Source organism: Nostoc sp. 2RC, from assembly GCF_014222165.1.
GTDB lineage: Bacteria > Cyanobacteriota > Cyanobacteriia > Cyanobacteriales > Nostocaceae > Nostoc > Nostoc linckia.
This window is the reverse complement of the sequence record NZ_JACKZU010000085.1, coordinates 1-24,284: the sequence shown is the minus strand read 5'-3', so window position 1 is coordinate 24,284 and position 24,284 is coordinate 1. Positions and strand designations below refer to the sequence as shown.

Annotated in this window: 22 protein-coding genes; 10 read left to right on the top strand and 12 right to left on the bottom strand. The window is 38.1% G+C overall.

Features of this window, described 5'->3' with window-relative positions; genetic code table 11:
• The 3 genes from GNE10_RS12405 to GNE10_RS12395 all read left to right on the top strand — a co-directional run.
• On the top strand, nucleotides 1-1,846 hold a 1,846-nt coding region (locus GNE10_RS12405), incomplete at its 5' end, for a penicillin acylase family protein (protein WP_185565440.1).
• Nucleotides 1,847-2,215: 369 nt separating this feature from the next.
• The gene (locus GNE10_RS12400) at nucleotides 2,216-2,659 is read left to right on the top strand and encodes a hypothetical protein (RefSeq protein ID WP_185565439.1); all 444 of its coding nucleotides are present in this window, start codon (nucleotides 2,216-2,218) and stop codon (nucleotides 2,657-2,659) included.
• 472 nt (nucleotides 2,660-3,131) lie between these two features.
• Nucleotides 3,132-4,907, top strand: a complete 1,776-nt coding sequence (locus GNE10_RS12395) for an SWIM zinc finger domain-containing protein (RefSeq protein WP_185565438.1) — start codon at nucleotides 3,132-3,134, stop codon at nucleotides 4,905-4,907.
• A gap of 294 nt (nucleotides 4,908-5,201) precedes the next feature.
• Here GNE10_RS12395 and GNE10_RS12390 read toward each other — a convergent pair whose 3' ends face one another.
• Nucleotides 5,202-6,002, bottom strand: a complete 801-nt coding sequence (locus tag GNE10_RS12390) for a PEP-CTERM sorting domain-containing protein (RefSeq protein ID WP_185565437.1) — start codon at nucleotides 6,000-6,002, stop codon at nucleotides 5,202-5,204.
• A gap of 795 nt (nucleotides 6,003-6,797) precedes the next feature.
• Between GNE10_RS12390 and GNE10_RS12385 the strand changes: the two genes are divergently transcribed.
• The 7 genes from GNE10_RS12385 to GNE10_RS12350 all read left to right on the top strand — a co-directional run bounded on the left by GNE10_RS12385 (nucleotide 6,798) and on the right by GNE10_RS12350 (nucleotide 13,188).
• Nucleotides 6,798-7,001, top strand: coding sequence for a hypothetical protein (locus tag GNE10_RS12385; RefSeq protein ID WP_099076563.1), 204 nt, complete (start codon nucleotides 6,798-6,800; stop codon nucleotides 6,999-7,001).
• Between the two features lie 207 nt (nucleotides 7,002-7,208).
• Entirely contained in the window at nucleotides 7,209-8,681 is a 1,473-nt protein-coding gene (gene dacB, locus GNE10_RS12380; RefSeq protein WP_311774809.1) for a D-alanyl-D-alanine carboxypeptidase/D-alanyl-D-alanine-endopeptidase, read from the top strand.
• A 497-nt stretch (nucleotides 8,682-9,178) separates the two neighbouring features.
• Entirely contained in the window at nucleotides 9,179-9,754 is a 576-nt protein-coding gene (locus GNE10_RS12375) for a TerD family protein (protein ID WP_185565435.1), read from the top strand.
• Nucleotides 9,755-9,789: 35 nt separating this feature from the next.
• Complete coding sequence (locus GNE10_RS12370; protein ID WP_185565434.1) at nucleotides 9,790-10,392, top strand: TerD family protein; 603 nt, start codon at nucleotides 9,790-9,792, stop codon at nucleotides 10,390-10,392.
• Nucleotides 10,393-10,525: 133 nt separating this feature from the next.
• Nucleotides 10,526-11,098 carry a TerD family protein gene (locus GNE10_RS12365; protein WP_185565433.1) on the top strand — a complete coding sequence of 191 codons (573 nt, stop codon included), beginning with the start codon at nucleotides 10,526-10,528 and terminating at the stop codon, nucleotides 11,096-11,098.
• 146 nt (nucleotides 11,099-11,244) lie between these two features.
• Nucleotides 11,245-12,492 (top strand): TerD family protein, encoded by a 1,248-nt coding sequence (locus GNE10_RS35435; protein ID WP_221642828.1) that lies wholly within the window; start codon nucleotides 11,245-11,247, stop codon nucleotides 12,490-12,492.
• Nucleotides 12,493-13,188: a zinc-dependent metalloprotease family protein gene (locus GNE10_RS12350; protein ID WP_185565432.1), complete on the top strand. Its 696-nt coding sequence runs from the start codon at nucleotides 12,493-12,495 to the stop codon at nucleotides 13,186-13,188.
• A 121-nt stretch (nucleotides 13,189-13,309) separates the two neighbouring features.
• Here GNE10_RS12350 and GNE10_RS12345 read toward each other — a convergent pair whose 3' ends face one another.
• The 11 genes from GNE10_RS12345 to GNE10_RS12295 all read right to left on the bottom strand — a co-directional run bounded on the left by GNE10_RS12345 (nucleotide 13,310) and on the right by GNE10_RS12295 (nucleotide 24,202).
• Complete coding sequence (locus tag GNE10_RS12345) at nucleotides 13,310-14,320, bottom strand: phycobilisome rod-core linker polypeptide (protein ID WP_185565431.1); 1,011 nt, start codon at nucleotides 14,318-14,320, stop codon at nucleotides 13,310-13,312.
• A 184-nt stretch (nucleotides 14,321-14,504) separates the two neighbouring features.
• Nucleotides 14,505-14,843, bottom strand: a complete 339-nt coding sequence (locus GNE10_RS12340; protein WP_099066241.1) for a CpeR family transcriptional regulator — start codon at nucleotides 14,841-14,843, stop codon at nucleotides 14,505-14,507.
• Nucleotides 14,837-15,466, bottom strand: coding sequence for a chromophore lyase CpcT/CpeT (locus GNE10_RS12335; protein ID WP_185565430.1), 630 nt, complete (start codon nucleotides 15,464-15,466; stop codon nucleotides 14,837-14,839). The genes GNE10_RS12340 and GNE10_RS12335 overlap by 7 nt, the downstream gene beginning before the upstream one ends.
• Nucleotides 15,467-15,625: 159 nt before the next feature.
• Nucleotides 15,626-16,162: a phycobiliprotein lyase gene (locus GNE10_RS12330; RefSeq protein WP_185565429.1), complete on the bottom strand. Its 537-nt coding sequence runs from the start codon at nucleotides 16,160-16,162 to the stop codon at nucleotides 15,626-15,628.
• 169 nt (nucleotides 16,163-16,331) lie between these two features.
• The gene (locus GNE10_RS12325) at nucleotides 16,332-17,090 is read right to left on the bottom strand and encodes a phycobilisome rod-core linker polypeptide (RefSeq protein WP_185565428.1); all 759 of its coding nucleotides are present in this window, start codon (nucleotides 17,088-17,090) and stop codon (nucleotides 16,332-16,334) included.
• 36 nt (nucleotides 17,091-17,126) lie between these two features.
• Entirely contained in the window at nucleotides 17,127-17,990 is an 864-nt protein-coding gene (locus GNE10_RS12320; RefSeq protein ID WP_185565427.1) for a phycobilisome linker polypeptide, read from the bottom strand.
• A gap of 431 nt (nucleotides 17,991-18,421) precedes the next feature.
• A complete protein-coding gene (locus GNE10_RS12315) occupies nucleotides 18,422-19,426 on the bottom strand; it encodes a serine protease (protein WP_221642827.1) in 1,005 nt (334 codons plus the stop codon).
• Between the two features lie 423 nt (nucleotides 19,427-19,849).
• The gene (locus GNE10_RS12310) at nucleotides 19,850-21,199 is read right to left on the bottom strand and encodes a serine protease (protein WP_185565425.1); all 1,350 of its coding nucleotides are present in this window, start codon (nucleotides 21,197-21,199) and stop codon (nucleotides 19,850-19,852) included.
• Nucleotides 21,200-21,289: 90 nt separating this feature from the next.
• A complete protein-coding gene (locus tag GNE10_RS12305; RefSeq protein ID WP_185565424.1) occupies nucleotides 21,290-21,838 on the bottom strand; it encodes a COP23 domain-containing protein in 549 nt (182 codons plus the stop codon).
• Between the two features lie 329 nt (nucleotides 21,839-22,167).
• On the bottom strand, nucleotides 22,168-23,331 hold the full coding sequence (locus GNE10_RS12300; RefSeq protein WP_185565423.1) for a serine/threonine-protein kinase: 1,164 nt from the start codon (nucleotides 23,329-23,331) through the stop codon (nucleotides 22,168-22,170).
• 292 nt (nucleotides 23,332-23,623) lie between these two features.
• Nucleotides 23,624-24,202: a phycobilisome protein gene (locus GNE10_RS12295; protein WP_185565422.1), complete on the bottom strand. Its 579-nt coding sequence runs from the start codon at nucleotides 24,200-24,202 to the stop codon at nucleotides 23,624-23,626.
• Nucleotides 24,203-24,284 lie beyond the last annotated feature (82 nt).

Below are 24,284 nucleotides of genomic sequence, written 5' to 3'. Positions count from 1 at the left end.
GATAGGGGGACATGGGGATGCGGTGAAAGAGGATAGGGAGAATTTTTTCGCCGCGTCGCCGCGTCTCCCCGTCGCCGCGTCTTCTTCGGTATTTTCTGCTTTAGAGTCAATTCATCAGCCGATGATGGCTTTGGAAAAATTAATTGGTTCTACCGGAGTTGGTGTTGGTTCAAATAACTGGGTGATATCTGGTAAACGCACAACCACAGGTAAGCCAATTTTGGCGAACGATCCTCATTTGGGCGTGCAAATTCCCTCAATTTGGTATGAGGTGGCTCTACATTGCGCGCCTCGAAGTGCAGAATGTCCTTACAATGTTGCTGGTTTTTCTTTTGCAGGGATGATTGGGATAATTGTAGGTCATAGCGATCGCATTGCCTGGGGTGTGACTAATGTCGGGGCCGATGTGATGGATTTATACATCGAGAAAATTAACCCGAAAAACCCCAACCAATATGAGGTTAATGGTAAATGGGTTGATATGAAACTTGTAAAGGAGACGATTCAAGTTGCAGGAAGTCAGCCAATTGTGCAAACGGTTCGCTACACCAGACACGGGCCGATTCTTTCTGATGTTTCGCCGAATCTCCAGCAGTTACAACCGAGTCAGCCGCTAGATTTGCCGCAAAATTACGCTGTAGCTTTGCAATGGACAGCATTAGCACCTTCTAAGCTAGGGTATGCTATTCCCCAAATCAATCGCGCCCAAAATTGGCAGGAATTTCGCAATGCTGCCAAAAACTATGATGTGCCTGCTCAAAATTTAGTCTATGCTGATATAGATGGCAACATTGGCTACCAAATGCCCGGTAAATTCCCCATCCGAGCCAAGGGAGATGGGCGTTATCCGGTTCCTGGTTGGACAGATGAATATGAATGGCAAGGCTATATTGATTTTGAGGAATTACCCAAAAGTTTCAATCCGACCGAAGGTTTTATTGCTAGCGCTAATAATTTAGTTTCCCGTGAATATCCATATCTAATTACCGCAGACTGGGTTTATGGTTATCGGGCAAAGCAGATTGTTGAGATGATTTCACAACAAACTCAGCCGATTTCTTTGAAGAATGTACAGCAGATACAAGGTGACAATCACAATCTCAATGCCGAAACACTAGTACCATTATTACAAGCGATCGCAGTTGATACACCCCGTTTGCAAGCAGCCCAAAAACTGCTACAAAACTGGAATTTACAGTTAGAAATGACATCGCCCACTGCGGCTTTGTTTGAAGTATTCTGGAAACACTTACTAGCAGATACATTTCACGACCAGTTACCTAAAAGATACTTTCCGGATGGAGGCGATCGCTGGTATAGTGTGGTGGCAAATCTGCTAAAACAGCCCAATAGTTCTTGGTGGGATAATCGCAACACCCCAAAAGTTGAAAATCGCGACCAAATCCTGCGGGAATCTTTGACAAAAGCTGTAGATGAATTAGAACGCATTCAAGGTAAAGACCCGAAAAACTGGAATTGGGGCAAACTACATACTGTCACTTTTCGTCATTCTACCTTGGGTAAATCCGGAGTTCCATTGATTGAAGCTTTGTTTAATCGCGGTGTTTTTGCCACAGCTGGGAACGGCGAAACAGTGAATGCTAACCGTTGGATGGCAAACAAATCCTTTGAAGTTAACGAAATCCCTTCATTGCGAATGATTGTAGATTTAGGAAATTTAGATAATTCATTGGCAATTCATACCCCCGGACAATCAGGTCATGCATTCCATAGACATTATCAAGATATGGTTAATTACTGGCGTCAAGTTGAATACCACCCCATGCTTTGGCAAACAACTAATGTAGCAGCAAATACTACTGAGACACTTAAGTTAATGCCATAAGTAGGGAACAGGGAACAGGGAATAGGAAACAGATAAGAACTACTTACATAGATGGTAATGAAAAAATTTTTTCATCAAGACTGCCTTGTGCCTTTCTCCATCGATTTGTTGCTTTCAGTAAAATTACATACACATAAACGAAAAAATGCAGTATAAAGTAGCAGGGATACAAAAGTCATATCATCTGCGATTAAATACTTAATGGTTTAAACCGATGCTCTGAGGCATAGAGATTTAAATAATAAGTGATTAACTGGAGGTGATATCAGAGCAGAAATAGAGATTTTTGAAAAACAGAAAAGTATTTTTGCTGACTATCAATTTCCTTAGCCCAACGTTAGCAAAATATAGTCGGAGATGATGGAATCTATGGAACATGTAGTTAAGAAAACTTTTATTCTCTCAGCCACAACTGCCATCGCATTATTATTTGCAAGTTGTGGAGAAAGTAAAGTTGCTCAATGTAACAAAATTATCAAGGTTGCCAATCAAGCATCCGCTTTAGGTCAGGAATTCGGTAAAAATCCCAATCCGGCTAAAGGTTCTAAGTCTTTAACTGAACTGGCTGCTAAGATAGACCCACTGACCCAAGAAATGAAAGCATTAGAAATTAAAGATGAGAAACTCCAAGGTTTTCAAGGACGTTTTCTCACACTTTATCAGGATATCAGTAAAGAATTGAAGAATGCTGCAACAGCTATAGATAAAAAGAATCTCCCAGGGGCAAAGAATTCTTTGGCATCTCTACAAAAAAGTGGTCAGGAAGAAAGTTCAATAGTCAAAGAAATTAATGGCTATTGCTCTGGTACTTAAGGCAATACTGCTCGGTTAACGATTTTTAACTCGGCATTGGGTCTGGGGAAAAGGTTAAAGGTTTTTTCTTTCCCCTTTCCCCTGCCCCTTATCCCCAGAGGGGGCCCCCTTTTCCCTTTAACCGACAAGTATTGGTACTTAAGGGAACTCCAAAAAATGGCGTTGCTGAATAATGGGATGATTTAGGCTGACGCGGGGACACACCAGACACACCAGACACAGGGATTATGTCTTGATGCAAATTCTCATATCATCCCGCAATTATGCAACGCCCAAAAAATAAATTATTGGGGTTAAAACGTTGACTTTTGAGGGCCACTTGTTCCATTGGGGGAACCCCTACGTACCCGTCAGTGCCTCTTATTAACTGTGAACCGTCAACAGGAGCCACTGACAGTTATGTATTCTTTACATGAAGTTAGTTTAAGACCTAAGCTGGATTTATCTAGAGGATTTACGCAGGCGATCGCCGATGTCTATTCCCCAAATTAGTGAGTTTACTATCCGCCGTCATGCCAACGCCAAATCTTTCCAGCGGGGCGAGGCATATTATCAAGCTGGTGCTGTCAATGGTATCACCCAACGTGGCGGTGTGCTGCAAGCAGATGTTGTGGGCACTGAAGCCAGACCTTATCATGTGAGCTTGAATTTTGATAGCAGTGGATTGACTTCTGTCAACTGCACCTGTGCATACAATTTTGATGGGTGGTGCAAACATATTGTGGCAACGATGCTTGTGTGTGCGCGTCATTCAGAACACATTGAACAGCGTCCCACCTTAGAAGAATTACTCGATCGCTTAGATCGCGACCAAACCCAAAGGCTGGTGCAAGATTTAGTAGCAGAATACCCAAGGCTGATTGAGGCAATTGACCGTCGTGTCAGCTGGATGATTGCTCCTGTTCGCCAAGAAAAAAGTAGCAAACGCGTGCCGCGCAGTACAATCAATTTGACTTTCTTTCGGCGAGAGGTGCGGCAAATTTTCCGGAACGCCATAGCGTATTTCGAGGAAGGTTACGAAGAAGACCAGATTGCTGAAGAATTGCTCAACCTGGTGCAAACTGCGGTGGATTTTAGCGAACAGGGAGAAGCTGAAAATGCGATCGCTATTTTAGAGGCCATTACCTGTACCTGTGTGGAAAATTGGGACGATGTCGCAGAATACGGCGTTCAAAATGATGAAATTGTCCAGGAATTAAATCAGGCTTGGTGTGAAGCAATTCTAGGCGCTGAACTCACCCCAGATGAAAAAGTTGATATTCAAATCAATTTAGAAGCATGGCAAGATGAATGGAATGCTGATTTTGGCTTGATTATGGAAGCTTTACGCCAAGGCTGGGATTATCCACCTTTGGTGGAAGTTCTTCAAGGTAATATTACCGAAAGAGGAGCTTGGGAAGAAGATGTACCAGACTATGCAGACGATTTGGCACTCATTCGCCTGAAAATCCTCGAACGTCAAGAACGTTACCAAGAATATCTCTATTTGGCTGAAGCAGAAGGGCAAACCCAGCAATATCTCACAATGCTGGGGCGTTTAGGCAGAGTAGCGGAAGCCGTTGATGCTGCTCAAACTCAGATGAATTCACAGGAAGAAGCTTTTGCCTTAGCGAAAATACTCACCGACAAGGGAGCATTACAGCAAGCACTAGATATCGCCCAAAGTGGATTAAATTTACCAGGTAATTGTCAGTACGAGTTAGGAATTTGGACAAGTGATTTGGCTATTGAATTAGCTAATCATGAAGCTGCTTTATTAGGAATTAAGGCGGCTTTCCAAGTCAAGCCCTCGTTTTCAGACTATCAAAAGATGCAAGAATTAGCTGGTAAAAACTGGGAAACCGTCAAAACAGATTTGCTGAAAATCATCCGTAATTACAATGGTTGGGGAACAGAATCGGCCAAAGTAGATATTTTATTGCATGAGGGGCTAATTAATGATGCAATTGCCATGGCCAGCGAACTTAGTTCCTATGATTCTGAGTTAATTCACCGAGTTATGGATGCTGCCATCCCTCATAATCCTGATTGGGTAATTGCTAATGCCTGTAATCGTGCGGAAAAAATTATCGATGCAGGTAAGGCAGAATACTACAACTATGCCGTGGAATGGCTAAAAAAAGCGCGTGCTGCTTACTTGCAATCTGGGAGAAAACTTGACTGGTCAACTTATCGAGAAAACTTAATCCAAACCCACAGTCGTAAGCGTAAATTGATGGGCATGTTTCAGCAAAGGGATATGGAATAGGAGGATGGGGAGAAAAGTTGAGAAAAATTCAATAGACTTCTTACAAAAATCGATTTTTCATAGACAGGACTTACGCAAAAATAATGTAATTCCGTCATTATGATCGATAGCGTACTCCTACGGAGAAGCAAGCTACGCACAGCGAGTAATTCCCCCTGACGCTGGGATTGCTTCCCTACACTCCGTTACGGTCGCAATGACAATATCGGCGTTGCGTAAGTCCTAATAGAGATATTCTCCCTTGTCTCCCCCGTTATCCCCCTTGTCTTGCCAAGTCTTCAGCTGAACCTGATATCAGCACTCTGCTGTGTCTTTTTTCTTTTTGAGGATGATACCAAAAGCAGCGGCCATCAGGGTTCCGAAAATGCTGGTGGGTTCTGGGATAGAAGTTTCTTCCACAGGTATAGGTACTTTGATGCTCAAATTCTTGAGGGGAGTGTTAGTTAAAGTTAGAGATGTGATGCTTGGCGAACCAGGGATATCGGACTGGAAATCAAAAACTGTGGGAGTTAAACTACCATTGCGATCGCTATATCGTTCTCCATAACCATAAACCTCAAAAGTACCCTGATAGCTTTTTCCAGTGTCCGGGTCAGTGACTTTACCAGTATAAAAAGCTTTGATGAAATTAAATTCGTCTTGAACTACTCCCTGAAATGTTGTTCCTGCCAATTGTCCTTGGTATTTGAAGGGAGTCAACTCACCATCAGCAAGAACCGGCGATGTCAAAACACCATTGAAAGATACAAAAGGAATACCTTTAAAGTCAACGAAGTAATGCAGACTTCCATCAGGACGTGTTTCTACCTGCAAATAATTTGATTGATACACGGGAACATAATTAGGATTATTAGTAGTGCCTAAATTGCGGTAATAAGTTCCAGTTTCATCAGTATCAATACGGGTAATACTGTTATTGAAATTGGGATTATTTGCAGGGAGTTCGATAGTTCCTGATAATGTACCAGTAGTTTTAATTGTAATGAATTGAGCGGCAAAAGCACCAGAACCACCCAAACCAATCATGACTGCGGTTAAACAAGTACTGCCAATAATTGCACTACCTAGCTTGGCTCCTGATGAACTTACTTTCATGAATAATTTGCTCCTGTAATCGCCGATAAAAAGACACACCTACTGCTTTGAGATTCATTGAAAATGTTTCTCTAGCATGATTTATGATTCCCAAACTATTGATAAAAGTCTCATTCATTACAAAAAACTTTATTGGAAAAAATAGGAACATTTTCTTTACTAAATTAGTCTGCATCGTTTATTATCAAAATAAATCTCTACTTCAGCCAATAGTAGAATTTAGAATTATCAGCGGCTCTCTGTCTAGTTTTCAGACCTAAATACAGTACTTTGCTTTCCTATAAATCTGCTGTCAATCCACAAAAAAATGGACTGGCAGATTGTTGGCAGTTCGTAGATCGGGGAACTCAAAAAATAAATTATTGCGGTTGAGGTCGTTGACTGTTGGCCGTTGAAGGTTCACAGTCAACAGTTTTGATTGTTCGGCTTCAAACGAAATTGTGTTTTATATCTATCAGCGATCGCAATATTGGTCTGATATGATTCAGTTTGACAATATCTTTCTTTGCTATCAATAAGCAAGGGAAAATAGTAATCAAAATAAAGGAATAAAACTGGAGATAAATGTATTGCCAGATACAGCCAATTTCAAATTCAGTGAAGTAAATAACTTAACTTGAAAACTCTAGTATCAAACCTGATGAATTTACTCATTTAGACTGAAATAATTCTGAATTTGGCTTTGAAATTCATCAAAAATCTGTCACATGACTGCGGAAGGGTTAGGGTTTTGGTGTCCAAATTGATAAATAAAAAGCGGCTACTTAAACTGAACAACCACTGGCGCAATAACTTATGCAACGATACACATACATGAAAGTAGGTCAGTCTGTAGTATTAACTGACCACATAACAGGTGATGAGTTAGTTTTGCAAGGTGATGACTATCTCAATTTCCTAAATAAGGTTATGCTCATGACTAAAAAGTTAGTATTTCCCCAAGAGAAATGGTCTACTTGCAGTGAATTCATCGACTACCATATTAGTCAATACTTCTAATAAAATTTTACAAACATCTTCATCCACGTAGATTTTTCGTAGGGGAGCAGGTAGCAATTTCACAGTTGATTGCTGACAGTTCACAGTCAACTGTCAACAGTCAACTTCCTTATACTAGTTAAGTAACTTTACCGAACTAATTGTTCTTTCTTTATGAAAGATTATGCTGGCAAGGTAAAATTATTAACATTGAGATCAGGTATATTGGTGAAACTTAAGACTTGCAAGCGATCGCTGGGTGTTTTATTAATATTTTTAACTACCCAGATCGCATTTAATTCTAGACTTGCTAAAGCACAAACCCCAACAGCACCCACAACTACTACAAAAGCAATTTGCTCTAGCCAATTGCCAACAGCCATAGATTCTGTTATCAATCGTCCCTTATTTAGTCGGATGCGTTGGGGAATTCTAATACAACCTTTATCAACGGGATTAACTCTTTACAATCGAGATGCCGATAAATATTTTACTCCAGCGTCTAACACGAAGTTGCTGACAACAGCAGCAGCACTACAGCAGTTGGGTGCTAATTTTCGTATTCGTACTTCTATTTATCAAAATGGCAATGGTGTTTTACGTGTTGTTGGTAGGGGAGATCCTAGTTTAGATGATACTCAACTACAGGCGTTAGCACAACAATTGAAACAAAAAGGTATTACTCAAATTCCGGAATTAATTGCCGATGATAGTTATATTCAAGGAGATATTGTTAACCCCACTTGGCAATGGGAAGATGTCCAGTCAGACTACGGCGCACCAGTCAATAGCTTTATTACCCATCAAAATATTTTTAGCTTAAAATTAGTACCCCAGGCTGTCGGTAAACCTTTAAAATTGGTATGGGCTGATGCTAGTGAAGCAACACAGTGGCGAATAATTAATCAGTCAATAACAGTCGATGGCAATCAACCAACTTATATCAATGTTAACCGCGATTTATCAGGAACAGTATTGCGAATTGAAGGACAGTTAACAACAAATTCTGAACCTTATTTACTAGATTTACCTGTAGTCGATCCTAATTATTACTTTTTACGGCGCTTTCGTACTGCTTTAAGACAACAAAAAATTCCTTTGGGAAAAACCTTAGTGATATCTGGTGGTACTAATCAAGAGGAAATTGCCTTTGTAGAGTCACCATCTTTAGCTGAATTATTAGCAGAAACGAATGTTAATAGTAATAATCTGTATGCTGAGGCATTATTAAGAGCATTAGCTGTAGAAAAACCCAGACTGAAAAATCAAACTAGTGCTAATGTTGGTTTGGAAGTCGTCAAAGCAAGTTTGACTCAATTGGGAGTCGATCCAGCAAATTATATTTTAATAGATGGTTCTGGCTTATCACGTCGTAATTTAGTTACCCCAGAAGCTTTTGTACAAGTTTTGCGGGGAATCGCAAGAACGCCAGCAGCATCAATATATCGTGGATCTTTACCCGTCGCTGGTAAAAGTGGCACGTTAAAATTTCGTTTTCAAAATACACCAGCTGAGGGTATTGTTCAAGCTAAAACGGGTACGTTAACTGGTGTAGTTTCTCTATCTGGATATGTGAATGTGCCGAAGTATGAAACATTAGTTTTTAGTATTCTTGTCAATCAATCGGAACAGCCTACAACAGTTGTGCGCCAAGCAATTGATGAAATCGTCGTCTTATTAGCTCAATTGCAGCGTTGTTAATAAATGTTGAGGAATTGTAATTTTTGCATTTTTACATTGAATTTGTTAAAGCGATCGCAGTAAAAATTACTGCCTGTTTGTCATTGAATATCATAGCAAGACTTCCATCGAGAAACTATGTAACATCAATACCAAAATTTGATAGTTTAAGTATTTTTCCTGATTACACTCTTCCTTACACATGAATAGGATAGAGCGCATAATACTGCTATCCATTTATCGTATGTTACTCAACAATTAATGCTGGCAAACAACTAAATTTACACAATAAAACTTAATAGCTTGATTGGCATGATTTAAAAGCTAACTTTTAAACAAGAAACACACTCAAGCTAAAAAATAGTTAAACCAAAAATTAAATATTTACTATTGAAGTCTTTTCTAAGTAGTCAGCACTCCAGCTGATTCGTTTTGTTGTGATTTCTAAACCTTTCATTTATTTACGGACAATAACTTAAAAAAGTTACTTCGTCCATTTGCTATAAACAGGAAAAATTATGGCAGTTTCACTAGCTAAAGGTCAACGAGTTTCACTAGAAAAAGTTGCTCCCGGCTTAACAGATGTTTTTATTGGACTGGGATGGGATGTAAAAGCTACAGATACAGGTCACGATTTCGATCTGGATTCATCAGTATTTATGTTGGGTAGTGACGAAAAACTTCTTTCTGACAACCACTTTATTTTTTATAATAATCTCACAAGTCCCGATCCTCATAAATCCCTTCAACACATGGGAGATAATCTCACAGGTGCAGGTGACGGAGATGATGAAGTTATCAAAGTTAATCTCACAAAAGTACCATCAGAAGTTGAAAAAATAGTTGTTACCGTAACTATCTATGAAGCACAGCAACGTAGTCAGAACTTTGGTCAAGTTAAAAATGCCTTTGTGCGTATTGTCAATGCTCAAACAAAACAAGAAGCTATTCGCTATGACCTGGTTGAAGACTACTCCATAGAGACAGCGCTAATCATGGCAGAACTTTATCGCAAAGACGGTGAATGGCGTCTCAATGCTGTAGGTGCAGGCTATCAAGGTGGCTTGAAATCGCTACTTGAACGCTATAGCTAAGAATTTATTAATCCATATAACTAACATTAAGTAACATGGGAATCAACTTACAAAAAGGACAACGTATTTCACTTTCTAAAGAAGCTCCCGGACTAACAAAACTGATGTGTGGACTAGGCTGGGATACAGCGAAACATTCAGGCGGTGGTTTTTTTGGTGCTTTCAGTAACACTCAAGATTGTGATTTAGATGCTTCCGTTATTTGTTTAGATGAAAATGGCAAAATCAGAGATACAAGCAACCTTGTTTACTTTGGAAATTTATCTCACAAATCAGGAGCTATTACTCATTTAGGTGATAATCTCACAGGTGCAGGAGATGGTGATGATGAGCAAGTTATTGTAGATTTAGCTCGATTACCCAAAGATATTATCAAATTAGTTTTTACTGTTAATATTTACGATTGTATTACTCGTAAACAAGAATTTACCCAGGTTAAAAATGCTTTTGTACGCCTAGTCAATACATCTAACAATCAAGAATTAGCTAAGTATAATTTGTCTGGTTCTGAATATAAAGGAATGACTGGGATGATTATGGCTGAAATTTACAATCACAATAATGAATGGAAGATGGCAGCTATTGGCAATGGCATTAATGTTCATGGTTTAGAAGGACTTGTGAGAGCTTACGCTTAAATTAAAAATAGCGCAGCATTAGGAACGAAGCGTCTTAGAAGTTTTTTAGTTCATATATCTTCGACTAATTGTTGAGCTAATCAACTCAATAACAACTCAAATAAAATTCATTTCCAAACAATAGGTAGTAATCATGTCAATTAACCTCAGCAAAGGCGAAAGAATCAATCTTTCAAAAGAAGCACCAAGCTTAATCAAAGCTGGAATTGGTTTAGGATGGGATCTTAACGCCACAGATACAGGTTCAGCTTTTGACCTGGATGCATCTATATTTATGTTAGGTACTAACGGAAAAATTCCTAACGAAAAATACTTTGTATTTTACAACAACCCACAATCACCCGATGATTCTGTGAAACATGAGGGAGATAGCAGAACTGGAGAGGGTCACGGAGACGATGAAACAATTCAAATTGATTTGAGTAAGGTTGATGCTTCGGTTCAAGAAATAATTTTTGTTGTCACTATTCACGAAGCAGAACAAAGAAAGCAAAACTTTGGCCAAGTCAGAAACTCATTCATTAGAATTTATGACAATACCACAGAAAAACAAATTGCCAAATATGAATTAGATGAAGAGGCTTCCGCAGAGACAGCAATTGAATTTGGTAAACTTTATCGCAAAGATGGAGAATGGAGATTTCAAGCTGTCGGCGCTGGTTATAAAGCAGGGTTGCAAAGTTTTGTAGACCGATATGCGGCTTAGTAGATATCTTATCAGCTAATAAAAAAGGGGTATTCATTATTGTTACCCCTTTTTTGTATAAATTCATGTCAGGTTTAAGGTCGCATTCGTTAAAATTGATAATTTTTTAAGTTAATAAAATAAAAAATTTAGAGGATATATCTGAAATGGAAATTGAATTAAGTAAAGGTGGTAGATTTAATCTTTCTCAAGAAGCTCCAAGTTTAAAAAAGGTAGCTATTGGCTTGGGTTGGCAAGTCAATCAAGCTGGAAAAACCTATGATATTGATGCTTCGGTGTTTATGTTAAATGCAGATTGTAAAATACCTGATGAAAAATATTTTGTATTTTACAATAATCTGCGATCGCTCGATGGTTCTTTAATACATTCAGGAGATAATAGAACTGGCGAAGGAAATGGAGATGATGAAACTATTTATGTTGATTTAGCAAAAGTAAATCCAGCTATTCAGGAGATAGTTTTTGTTGTCACTATTCATCAAGGACAAGAAAAAAATCAAAATTTTAGCCAAATCAAAAATGCTTTTATCAAGATTTACAACCAGGAAAGTAGAAATTCTCTAGCTCGGTACAACTTAAGAGAGGCTTTTTCTCAAGAGACAGCTTTGGAATTTGGACGTTTATATAAAAAGGATAATCAATGGAGATTTCAAGCGGTAGGAGAAGGATATAGTTCAGGGCTACAAAGTTTTGTAGACAAGTATGTTGTTGAAACTAAACAAGAAGAAAAGAAACAATATTCTAAATTAACAAGTTTGCAGGATAGCCGTAAAAATTATAATAATATGGCTATTCAACTTAAAAAAAGTGGTGATTCACACAATATTGATCTTAAGAAATCAAGTAATTCTTCGCAACTGATAATTCACGCTAACCTTAACTGGAATCGGCAAGAAAGCAACATTGGCGGATTATTTAAAAATATACTTGGTGGTAACAAACCACCAGACCTTGATTTAGGGTGTATGTATCAGATGGTCGATGGTCAAAAAGGAGTTATTCAGCCTTTGGGAAATAGCTTTGGCTCTAAAAACTCTTCACCATATATTTTTCTTGATAAAGATGATCGTACTGGAGCAGCAGCCAATGGTGAGAATATTTACATTTTTAGACCCGATTTAATCAAACGGGTCATGTTCTTTGCCTTTATCTACCAGGGGACACCCGACTTTAAATCGGTGCAGGGACGTATATTTTTCAAAATTAGCAACGGCGAAGAAGTATCTTTGGAACTCAATAATCCAGACAGTAATCGACGTTTCTGCGCTGCTGCGATGATTAAAACTATTAAATCACAGATTATTATCACCAAAGAAGAAAAATATTTTTTAGGACATGAAGAAGCTAGTAAAAACTATAGATTTAGTATTAATTGGACTCCTGGATCTAAATAAATGTCTCTATACGATCGCCTAAATTTAACCAGACCTAATCGTAACCTAAAAGTCCCAATTTGGGAACGTATAGACTTAACTAGACCTCCCAAACTCCGTTGTCAAGGATGTCGTTCGCCCATCCAACGTCAATGGGAATTTTGCCCTTGTTGTGGCACAACTTTGAGCGACAAAAAAAGCGAGTTTCGCCGTTGCATTTGGGTAGATATATCGGGGATGTACATCGAAGTAGAAAATAGAGAAGCAATTAATAATCTTCTCTTTGATGCCTTCTCTAAAATCTACGGAGCTTTTAGAGGTGTTGATGTATTTTTGACATCAGATCCGCCAGAACCAAAGGAATGGGGTAGTAATTTTACTCATGTATATATATTTGCTGATAACCAACCAGTTGATTATTTAGGTGTAGCTAGCTTTAAATTAGGAATGGTTACAGGCCGTGCTATTATCCGCATCGATCGAGTATTTTATGCTTCTTATAATGCTAGTCTGAATGTTAATCAATTGTCTAACTTAATTGCTAACACAATTGCTCATGAAATTGGGCACACATTAGGTCTAGACCACTCTGCGCTACCAACAGATGTTATGCATGATGGACTTGACCATATTATTCATAGCTCGATGCCACCATCATTTCACGCTTCACAAATCAACGCGATGAATCATGCCATTCGCAAACAAGCAGACTTTTAAAGTTGATGCACCCTAATATACAAATGAACAGAATAAGTTTGTAGTAAGTACTTTAGTGCTTAAATATTTGCGTACTAAAGTCCTCACTACAAACGATTTACTTGACTATTGTGTGGGTAATTTAGCCATTGAAAACGCGACTGCGCCATTTATTTAAGCGGGCTTCTCCAACTGCGGCCAAGCGTCTAGCGTCAGCAATTTCCTCTTGTAATGCAGTAATCTGTTTTGCTTGAGCGGCGGCTTGCTGTTGCAAAGATGTATATTTATCTGTACTTGGAAAACCAGAAAGCTGCGAACTCGAACTAGTGGTGTATTGTGTTGTTCCGATGCTGGCAAATGGTCGTAACTCTGCTAATTGTTGTTGTAAAGTTTTAATTTGATTTTCTTGTTCTTGAATTTTTTGCCGCAAGCTTTGTTCGGCTGCGTTATTAGGTGCAAAAAATGTATTAACTTCAGCAACAGTTTCTGACTTAGGTTTGAACAACTCAGCTAACAATGCACCAACATCTGTGGGTTTAAGTTTACCGTAAGGAGTGTTAGTAATTAGCGATCGCACCAACTGAGGTTTATTATTTGCTGCTAAATTCTTGTCGCTGCTAGAATTACTTCTTACTAGTTGCAGCATATTGGTAAATTCCAATATCTTTTTGCCAGTTTGGGTTTTGTAGCCCCGATAATAGGGTACTATGTTATCGCCAAAGGCATTTAAATATTCGTCACTATCAAGATAAGAATCAATATCACTTTCAAAACCCTGTTCATCTAAAATGTTGCTGTGATATATCATCTCAGAGTAGTCATCAGGTGCGCGACCTAAAAGATGCTTAAAGTTCAACTCGATAGCACGGTAGCGGTAAACATTGTCAAAAAATCTAGAGCGATACAAATCAGATTTGGCAATTTGACGCACAAATTCTCGGACACTAATTATACCTTGCTTGAGTTGTGATTCTGGGGCAATCAGGCGTTCGCTTTCCATCACGTAAGCATTGCCCAAAACTTGCCGATAAACTGCACGAATCAGAATTTCGATGTCATCAACTGAACTACCAGGCCACAGTTCAATGATTTGTGTTTCGGAAAATGCTTGATATTGGCGTTGTCTAATTTCATCATCTGAAAGAATAGGCATACTTTTTTACAACCTTTGAAAAAACAATATTTTTAAAAGTAATGGGATACCAATAATTGATAAGTTATCAAGTTTTGGGATATTTTTTAGTTACATTTTCTAACAAACGCAGATGCCTCAAATTAGTTCTCAGTCAACACTCAACACTCAACAACCACTTTTGTTGGTTATACTTTTTTGGCTCTCAACAACGAACATCAAATCTAGTGTAGAAACCACCGTATTTTATCCAATATTGTTTCAAGTTGTGATGAGGTGTATGTAAACTGGCTTTTGCCTGATATAGAATGACTTGGCGATGATCTCCCATCCAAATTTTATTAATGGGGTCAACAGATATGACTGTTCCTCCTAAAGAAGCTACACATTCAGAAAACCTTTCTATCGTTGTATATTCTAGTGTCTCGAAGATAAAAAAGTTACCTGAACAAATCAAGTGACGACTGCGAATCCAGCAGCGCATTTTTTTTTCAGCTTGTGGAGGCAACATTTTAGGTTTAATAGATTCGAGCTGAATTAACATAATGCGCTCACCGCATTCAATTCATCAGCAAAACTTTCTCGTTTTTCAAACCGCAAAGGCCCAGCAGTGGAACCCCATATTTGTTCGTGGGTTTCAATATCCATGCCTTTATCTAGACTTACCCAGGTACGCTCAGTTATTTCTACTTCGCTAACAAGATATGTCTTGCGGCCATTGCGAGGAATTAAACATTGATTTCCTGGTTCTACATTACCGCGAAACATTTCACCTTCTCGAACAAAAATCATCGAACAATGATAGCGCCGTTCAATACTATCTGGGGTGATGGTTTTGAGAATATCTAATTCACGACCAGCACCTGCATAAAGTATGGGGTCTTTCAAGCTGTAATTTTCGATATAAATACCATCGCCCAACTCTACCAATCTATGTACTCCCTGGCGATAAGGTGTCCATAAATCGTGGTCATATGCTTGTTCGGAATAAAAACCGACGCCAGAAAAAAAGTCAAATGGTAAAGGACGAAAAAAAATGTGGATGTGGGCGTAAAGTCGGGGATTTGCAAAAGATTGTTTTTGATTGCTAAAATCTCCTGCCATCCAACAAGCTAAAGTGAGCAAATCGCTAGACTTTGTGTTGGAGTCACTGGGTGCTATTGTCATATTCAACCTCAGGTGTGACAAGACAAAATTAGATAAGCCAATGTGGGCTAAAAACACTTTTTATAGGCGTTAATTGTTGACTGTTGACGCTTGACAGTTGACGGTTGACAGTTAACAGTCATCAGTCATCAGTCATCAGTCAGTCATCAGTGAACATCACTAACTTGTTGAATTTGACAAAGACCGAATTTCTGAAGAAAAGGAAGCAGTTGTCACACCTTTGCCATCGCTGGTTTTAATCATCGATACGCGAAATCGGAGATTTGGGTTAGCAAACCAAATTCTTTCTTCAGCCGCAGCCAGGTCATACTCTGTCAGTAGGGTAAAAACACCATCATCACTTAAACTGTATTTACCTATTGCCGGAATTGTTTCGGCATATCCTTTTTCTCGTAATAGTTTACCTCTAGAAGGATTTTCAATATCGGGAATTGGTACAAGTACTGTACTACCAGAGATTGGTTTATCGTCCCAGTCTGATTCACCTTCCCAAGTCATGCGGAATGGATGAGTAATAATGCTAGTATCAATGTCATATAATTTACATACTTCTCGCACTGCCGGGTCGTCGGTAGATAGAGATTCGATGTCAATGGTAGATAAGACTTCTTCAAAATGGGCGAATGCTAAGTGATGACCGCTACGTTGCGATCGCCATCGTCCAATTGAAAGTTCAAAGAATTCAGTAATTTTCATTACAAAGGGGATTTGAAAAAAACAATTGACAATCAGTCTATATGGTAGTTTGTTTTACTTTTTATGGAAGCTGGGATTAGGGATTGGGTATTGGGAACTGGGAAAACAATGAGAATAAGCTATGCCCAATACCTTGTTTAACCAATGCCCAATGCCCAATCCCTATTTTTTAGACAATCTCTGTGATGCTAACAATCTTGCCACTAGTGCGATTAATCCGCTGAATTTGCGGTGTCATCTTGCTAGCAGGAACAATGTACTCCGTTGTACTGCGGCGGAAAGGATTATTGAATTTTCCGCTTCCACCTTGAACGAGGATTTTAAATCTCTTTTCAGTACTACCGATAACGGAAGGTAACTTGATCTTAGCAGGACTGTTGGTTGCTACTGAGTATACCAACTGAGAGGACTTAAGAGTACTTGAACTTTCAGCTGCACCACGAACCAGGCCAAAAATTCGGTTATAGCCGACTTGCTTTTGTCCTACTTGGCTACTGTTTCCCCGATAGTAGGGTACTGTGTTGTCGCCAAAATTCGCTTGATACTCTGCGCTATCGATGTAGGAGTCGATCTCTGCATCATAACCGTTTTCAATGGTACGAGTAATATGTTCAGAAATCTCTGCCTGATCTAAGGGAGCGCGGCCTAACAGATGTTTAAAGTTGAGTTCAATGAACCGATAAGGAGCAGTGCTTTCAAAAAACCGAGTACGGTAAATCTCGGATTTGGCCACGATTCGCACAAAGTCACGAACGCTGATTTGGCGATCGCGCAGTTGCGATTCTCCAGTCACAAGCCGCTGACTTTCTAACAAGTGAGCGTTACCTAATACTTGTTTATAGACGGCTCGAATCACTGCTTCTACTTCTTCAGTAGAGCTAGTTGGCCACAGCTCCACCTTGGGGGAATTTATAACAATGCTTCCCATGTACCTTTTCCCAAGCTTAGTTTGTGAATAGATTCTTTAATTGACAGGAGTGATACTAGCAATCACACCACCCTGTTTGTGAATCCGCTGATACTCTTGCGATAGTTGATTGTAGGGTACGAAATACACCTGGTTACTACGGCGAAACTTGGAAATACTATTTACCACATTTGCTTTGTAGCCAGTGACTTCAATCCGGTATATCTTACCATCATCACTTGCTCCCACGCCTTGACGGGTGCGAGGAGTAGATGTTGGATTGCGGAATGTAGCACCCTTGCTGAGTGGCGAAACCACAGGAGTCGGTGTGTTTTGAATTACTAGGCTGTTCAATTTTGGCTGTTTACCAGCTAAGTCTCCTTTGAGACTGCTGCTAGCAGAACCACGTACTAACTGGAATAAGTGGCTAAACTGAACCAAGCTCTGAATTGCTTCAGTTTTATAGCCACGAATGTAGGGTACTGTGTTTTCACCAAAAGTCTCTTGGTATTCGTCGCTGTCTAGATAAGAATCAATCTCAGCTTCAAAACCCTTTGTATCCAGAATCGTGCTATGCGAACGGGTTTCTTCTAAATCCGATGGCGCACGACCAAGGAGATGTCTGAAATTTAATTCAATCGACCGATAGCGGGGAACGCTATCAAAAAAGCGCGAACGATAAAGATCCGACTTGGCAACTTGACGCACGAATTCACGCACGCTAATTTCACCCCGTTTGAGTTGGGATTCTGGAACGGCTAGCCGTTCGCTTTCCAACACATAGGCATTGCCTAAAACTTGCTTGTAGACGGCTCCAATGATGGTTTCAATTTCCTCATTAGAGCGACCTGGCCACAGATCAATGGGATCGGTGTCTTCAAATAAAGCGACCCCTAATCGTGATGCTGGTCCGAAAGCCATTCAAACTATCTCCCAGTAAACAACTAAATTTTATGAGAAGGATTTCGGCAGATGTTACAAAACTTTACATGACTTTAAACAAGAGGGAAAGCTAGAGTCTTAAAAATTGCTCTGAACGTCCATAATTCAAGTTTTTTGAGTTTTTAACATCATTATGCCTTTACACATTCTGATACGATGCTGAAGCCATATTTATTAAAAATTGTTAAGTTAAATGATATCTAAAAAAAAATTAAGCTTTTTTTAGTATTTAATTGGCTAGTAAAGCAAAAATTGTGTTGAGCCAGAAATTACTAGTGATAAATAACACACAGTGTGGCGTTCAAAAAAAGGTATGGCGATCGCCAAAATAAAATGAAACTGGAATTTAACACAAAGACATGTTGCAAGTTTCGCCATGTTCCGTTGTTTTTGAGGCTCGAACCTAGTACTCACCTATCAAAATCGCAGCGTTCACCAGGAGATAAAATAGGAGGGCATTGAGTTACTGGAGACTTTTGGCGACACTCAACATTAGCGACAAACTCTTTTTGAGAAGAAGTATTTGATTGCGTTTCTATTTCCAATCTTTGAGGAAGTTTTGACTGCAAAATCTCAAAGTTTTCACGAATAGGAACACCCAATCCATAATTAAATTTGGGATTTGGTTTTATGGGCAGAGAGTTACAGTTATTATCAGATGTCGGGCCAATATTGCCACCTTGTCCTGCTTGAATAGCAACAACATGTCCATTGGAATCAAATACAGGCCCTCCACTCACACCCTCAATAATATTATTCGTATAACTCACATTCCAGCCATTTTTAGAATCTGGGTTAATTTTACATATTTGACCTTCAGTCTTTTGAAATTGTCGTTGATTTCCTCCCAAGCAACTAGTCCATCCAAATGCATAAACTGGCATTCCTTGAAATATCGATTTTGCTAAGGGTGCAACTTGATATTCTCGATTTTGTTCAGCAGTAAATTCTATGACTGCTAAATCAGTAGATTCCCGAAATTTTTGGACTTTGTTTTGATAATCATTGTATTTTGCAACAATATGTTCTTCACCATCTGGTGTTAACAATTTGTATGGAACTTCCTCTTCTCCTGGTTCAGTTCCTACAACATGTGCAGCTGTTAATACATAATAAGTGTTAGTGTTATTTTGTTTATAAATAATTACGCCAGAGCCAGGTTGACCTCTTCCAGTAATAAATACAGTGCTTTGTTCTCCTAGTTTATTGATTTGTTGTGGTATTAAACCAGAAGTCATAGGAGTAGGAGGTGTTGTCGGAGGTGTTGTCGGAGGTGTTGTCGGAGTAGGAGTTATTTGTTGGATTTCAGTAACTGTTGCAGTAGGATTATTAATTGGAGTCTTTCCATCGCCGCAACTCGAACTCAGACAGATGATAGCTGCCATCGCCATCATGAGCATGAAAAATTTTTTCATCACAAATGTAAATTTAAATTCAAATTTCAACGCATTTTTACTTAAAAATTTTAATCTTAAATTGATAGAATAAGTTAATTAGCTATAAAAATTCAATTAGATGCTGTTGACTGCGTTAGCTTGAGGTGAGCTAATAGATTATTTATCAGGACTTACGCAAGTGTCACAAAAAATCAATTTTTTTTGCTTGTAGTAAGGACTTTAGTCCTTATTAGAGGACTAAAGTCCTTACTACCAACTTAAAATAATATGCCAGTTGCGTAAGTCCTATTTATAAAGTTTAATTAATAAAGTAACTCCAAAAAATTAATTATTCCGCTTAAAGCGTTGATTGTTGATTATTAACTGTGAACCGTCAACAATCAACGGTCAACGGTCTAATGGAGTTAATGTGCAATATTTATTTAAAATAGCTTAACACACCTACTTATCTTGTTCTTCTCTCGAAGAGGTATTCTGTAGTTTTTCTATATCGTATTTTTTTACTTCTCTCAATGCTTTGACAAGCTGTTGGAAATTTTCTTGCAAAGTGGTTAATTTTTGCTCTTGTAAATCAATTTGCGTTTTTTGAAATAAAACAAAATTGTTTGTAGTTTCTAATTCTTGCTTCATTTCCTCTTGTTCAGAAGCAAAATTAGATATATGTTGTTTTTGATTTTCTTCTATCTTTTGAAATCTTAGTTGATTTTTACCTTGATTCAAAGAAATATGATAATTTAGTTCTTGTTGTTTATCTTCTATAGCTTGAAATTTGGAATTATTTGCTTCTTTATACAAAGATAAATAATAATCTAGTTCTTTTTGTTTATCTTCTATAAATTTAAATCTTTGGTCATTTTTACGTTGATTCCACTGGTTGAAAATCAACCAAACAATGACTAAAATAAATAAAATAATGAATATAATGATTAAACTATTGTTGGGTGCGATCGCTGGAGTTTGTAAATTTGGCTCGGAATTGTTTTGTACGTTGTCTAATGCAGAAAATCTAGGAGTATTTTCTATTTGTGAGCTTGTATTACCATCCAGTTTTGTATATTCAATCGGAATACCCCAAGCAAAGTATCTCATCAATAATTTAATATTTTTATTGGGTTGACTTTTATCAGTGAATGTGTATGTATCTGGAGTATTGGCAAAGGGTGATTCTACAGATTTACTTCTGCCATTAACCCCTACTACTTCACCTATGGTGTTTATGATTGGGCCGCCACTTGTCCCTGCTTGAACATCAATATCGTATCCTATTCTATAGCCTTCAATTAAAGTTTTTTTCTGTAAGAGAAATTCTATAGGAGCGATTACACCTGATTTAATTATCAGTTTAGGTTTGCATAAAGTAGATTCACATGGAAACCCAGCAACAAAAACTTTTTCTTCTGGTTGCAATTTATAAGAATTACCTAATTTTGCTGTTTGATATCCCACGGAACTACTAAAAGTGAGGATGGCTAAGTCATAGTTATTGAAATTATTTGCATTTTTATATAAAGAAGCTTTGTAAATGCGATCGTCATAAGTTTTAATTTGATACTGATATCCATTTTGCAGTTTGCTAATTACATGGTCATTAGTTAATACTTGATAATTTTGATTTTGTTTTTTAACTATAAACCCAGTTCCAATTGAGTTTTCTTGTTGTTGAGAATTTGCTTCCAATATCTGAACTGTAATTTTTTTAGCAATACTTCTGATTTCAGCATCGGACTTATTTTTGCTAGAATTTGTTTGAGCAATAACTAAAAAATTAATAGCCTGCGTTGGTGGTTCCAACAATAGTACACAAACACAGGCTAAAGTGCAGATTAAAGACAAAGTTCGTTTCATCAGCGAAGTGCTTTTCCAAGCGGTCTAAGTCTAAAATTATCTAGTTCTACAAACATATTTAGCACTAGATTTACCTTGCAAATATAAACGAACATTAACATACAAGGGACAACTTGTTGCTGGTACACCGATTGAAGGCCCTACTTCAGGGTTAACAATTTCTAGTAATTCTTGCACGATCGCATTAGGAGGTATGCGCGTGTTAGGATCTAGAGTGTAAATAAGTCCTTTACAACCACCACCATTATTGTCAGTCCGGCAAATAATGGGATACTTTCCATCTTCACTTCTACCATGAGTCATGTAAAACGGACGTTGGTTCATCATGTAGTAATTTAATCTGTTAGTCACTTCCTGACAGCGTTGTTCCCGCGTATACTTAGCCAAACCACCAAAGTCAGAAGTCCAACGAATAAACGGTTTTTCCCTGCGTGAGTCTTGGTAAATACTTGTCCATGTACCATTAGACTTTTTGCATACAAAACCTTCAGTTGTATTGGCTTGGGCATTTGTAGAGGGTGCAATAGCAGATGCTAATGTCAACATCAACGCTACCATGAAAGACAAACTTTTTTTGGAGTTCATTTTTATGCCTCTTAAGCAATGATAGAAAGAATATTTTTTGTATATTTCGGTATTTTATCTAGACGAAGGTAGTGGGTATTTTAAGTTTTAGTATTTTATATATTTTTTTGACTATATGAGTAATTGCAATCTTTCCCAGGGGACAAGATGGGAGGACATGGGTTTAGTCTTTCTTGAGGTAGTTTTATGTACTTCCAACAATCAATGCGATCGCAAGTAGTATAAGCAAAGTTTCCTAGTGTTGCAAGACTACCAAAGACACTAAGAATAAATAATGTGATTTGTAATCTGGGATTCTGAACAATCATACTAATGCTGTTGGTATTTCATCATTTTTGACAAGTTTTGCCTGGAGCCAAAATCGGAGGACAAGGATTAATATTTTTTTGATTGTTATTATTTTTATTAGGTAAATTGGAAGATTTTTCACTAGCTTCTTTCGATATTATTTTTTGTGGTTTTGGTTGAGAAACACTAGAGTTATTTTCTAGAGGCATCAACAATCTTTTGACACTAAAAAACGATGTCGAACCAAATACCGCTATTACTATCAGTGGTAATACTGGAAACCTAAACCATTGAGGAATGATACTTCTTTGCTGTAAAAGAGTTTTGTGTATGGTTTGAACTGGTAAATAATTTTTTGGCGCAAGCATCAAGGTGTTTTTTGGTTTTTCTAACTCAACTAAATCAATCAATACATCTGCTGCTGATTGATATCGACTGCAATAGTCTTCATTAACCATTTTTTCGAGTATTTCTACCAAGCCATCGCTTGCTTGAATGTCATCAGGCCAAATTATCTTACCCGCTTCGTCTCTTAATTTTTCTGGTTCCAACCCTGTTAGCGCTTCTAAGGCTGTCATTCCCAAAGCATATATATCACTATTGAATTTTGCTGAGCCTTTTAGTTGCTCTAAGGGACTATATCCTGGCGTATAAATTATTGTTTGTTTTGTTTGAAATTGAGTATTAACTACTCGTGATATTTCTTTTACTGCACCGAAATCAATCACTGTGCGTTTGCCATCATTGGCACGTATAATAATGTTGTCTGGTTTAATGTCTCGATGAATTATTCGCTTTTCATTTATTACTTTGAGAATAGATAAAACATCTTTGAGCAAATCTATTACTTCATACTCTGGTAGTCTGTTTTTTTGAGCTAACTCTTCTCTGAGTGTTTGTCCTGCAATATATTCTTCTACTAGATAAAATTCTTGCTTTTCTTCAAAAAATGCTATAAAACGCGGTATTTGATGGTTTTGCATCTCGTTACTCAAGTCGTATAAGACTTCTGCTTCCCTCTCAAATAATTCCTTTGCTTTATTCAAAGTTGTTTGACTATGACCAACAAAGCAAAACTGCTTCACTACAACCTTACGTTTTCTCGCGTGTAAATCTTCCGCTAGGTAAGTTTGCCCAAAATTTCCTTGACCCAAGCTGCGTAAGATTTCGTAGTGTCCTCCGATAATGAGCTTTGTCCTAGTCATTTTTACCAGCCGTAAAGACACCGATACAATTTTCAGAATAACTCAACAATAAGGACTTGTCAAAAGACTACACTTATCGCTTTCAAATTATTACTGAACATTAATACTGTAGCAAAGCTTACCCAAATCAGCAATTTAGCGATCGCCAAATACAACACACTGCAATCTCATTTCAAAAAACATATTTGTGTAAAATAAGTTGTATTTTTAAATACAATTTTTAGATAAAAATTTTCATTTGATTTTGAAGCTACATCGCTAAAAACCAAACTCACTAATTTTTTGACACTAGTTAAATTTTGAAAGCCGCTAGTTGGGTGATTAAATGGTCAAAATAAGGAGTCAGAGTTTCTTGGTCATTGGCTTGGCAGCGTTTCAAACTAGCAACTTTAATACTTTTTAATCCTAAAACCATAGCATCCAAAGGAACTTGTAATTCCTGATAAAGCAAATTCATATAGTGCAGTCCTGTGGGACTAGTATATTCAGCGTGGCTACCTGCAATACCATAGGTGATGCAGCGAAGAAAATGCCAAAAATCTCGCCAGCAAGCTTGAGCGCGTTCAGGAGGATAAAGACCTCCACCAGGCTCGATAATTTCTGGATAAGTCAGCAAAACCTGAACTCTTGCCTCATCCACAATTTCGGCTGCGCGATCGCGTAATAATTGAGCAACAGGAATTAAGGCACAATTATTAGGTGCTAAAGTTTCAATTTGTAGTAAATCTTCGTCGCTAAGATAGCGGAGATTATCATCCGCAGCTTGGAATATATCGATAGCAGCTTGAGGATGGGACTGTTTCCACTGAGCAAAGCTGACAATTCTAGCTTTGGCTATTAATTGCTTAACGGCTTGGGTTAATTGAGTCATAGGTTTTGGGCATTGGGCAAGCAGGAGGTGTGGGAGGTGTGGGAGGTGTGGGAGGTGTGGGAGGTGTGGGAGGTGTGGGAGG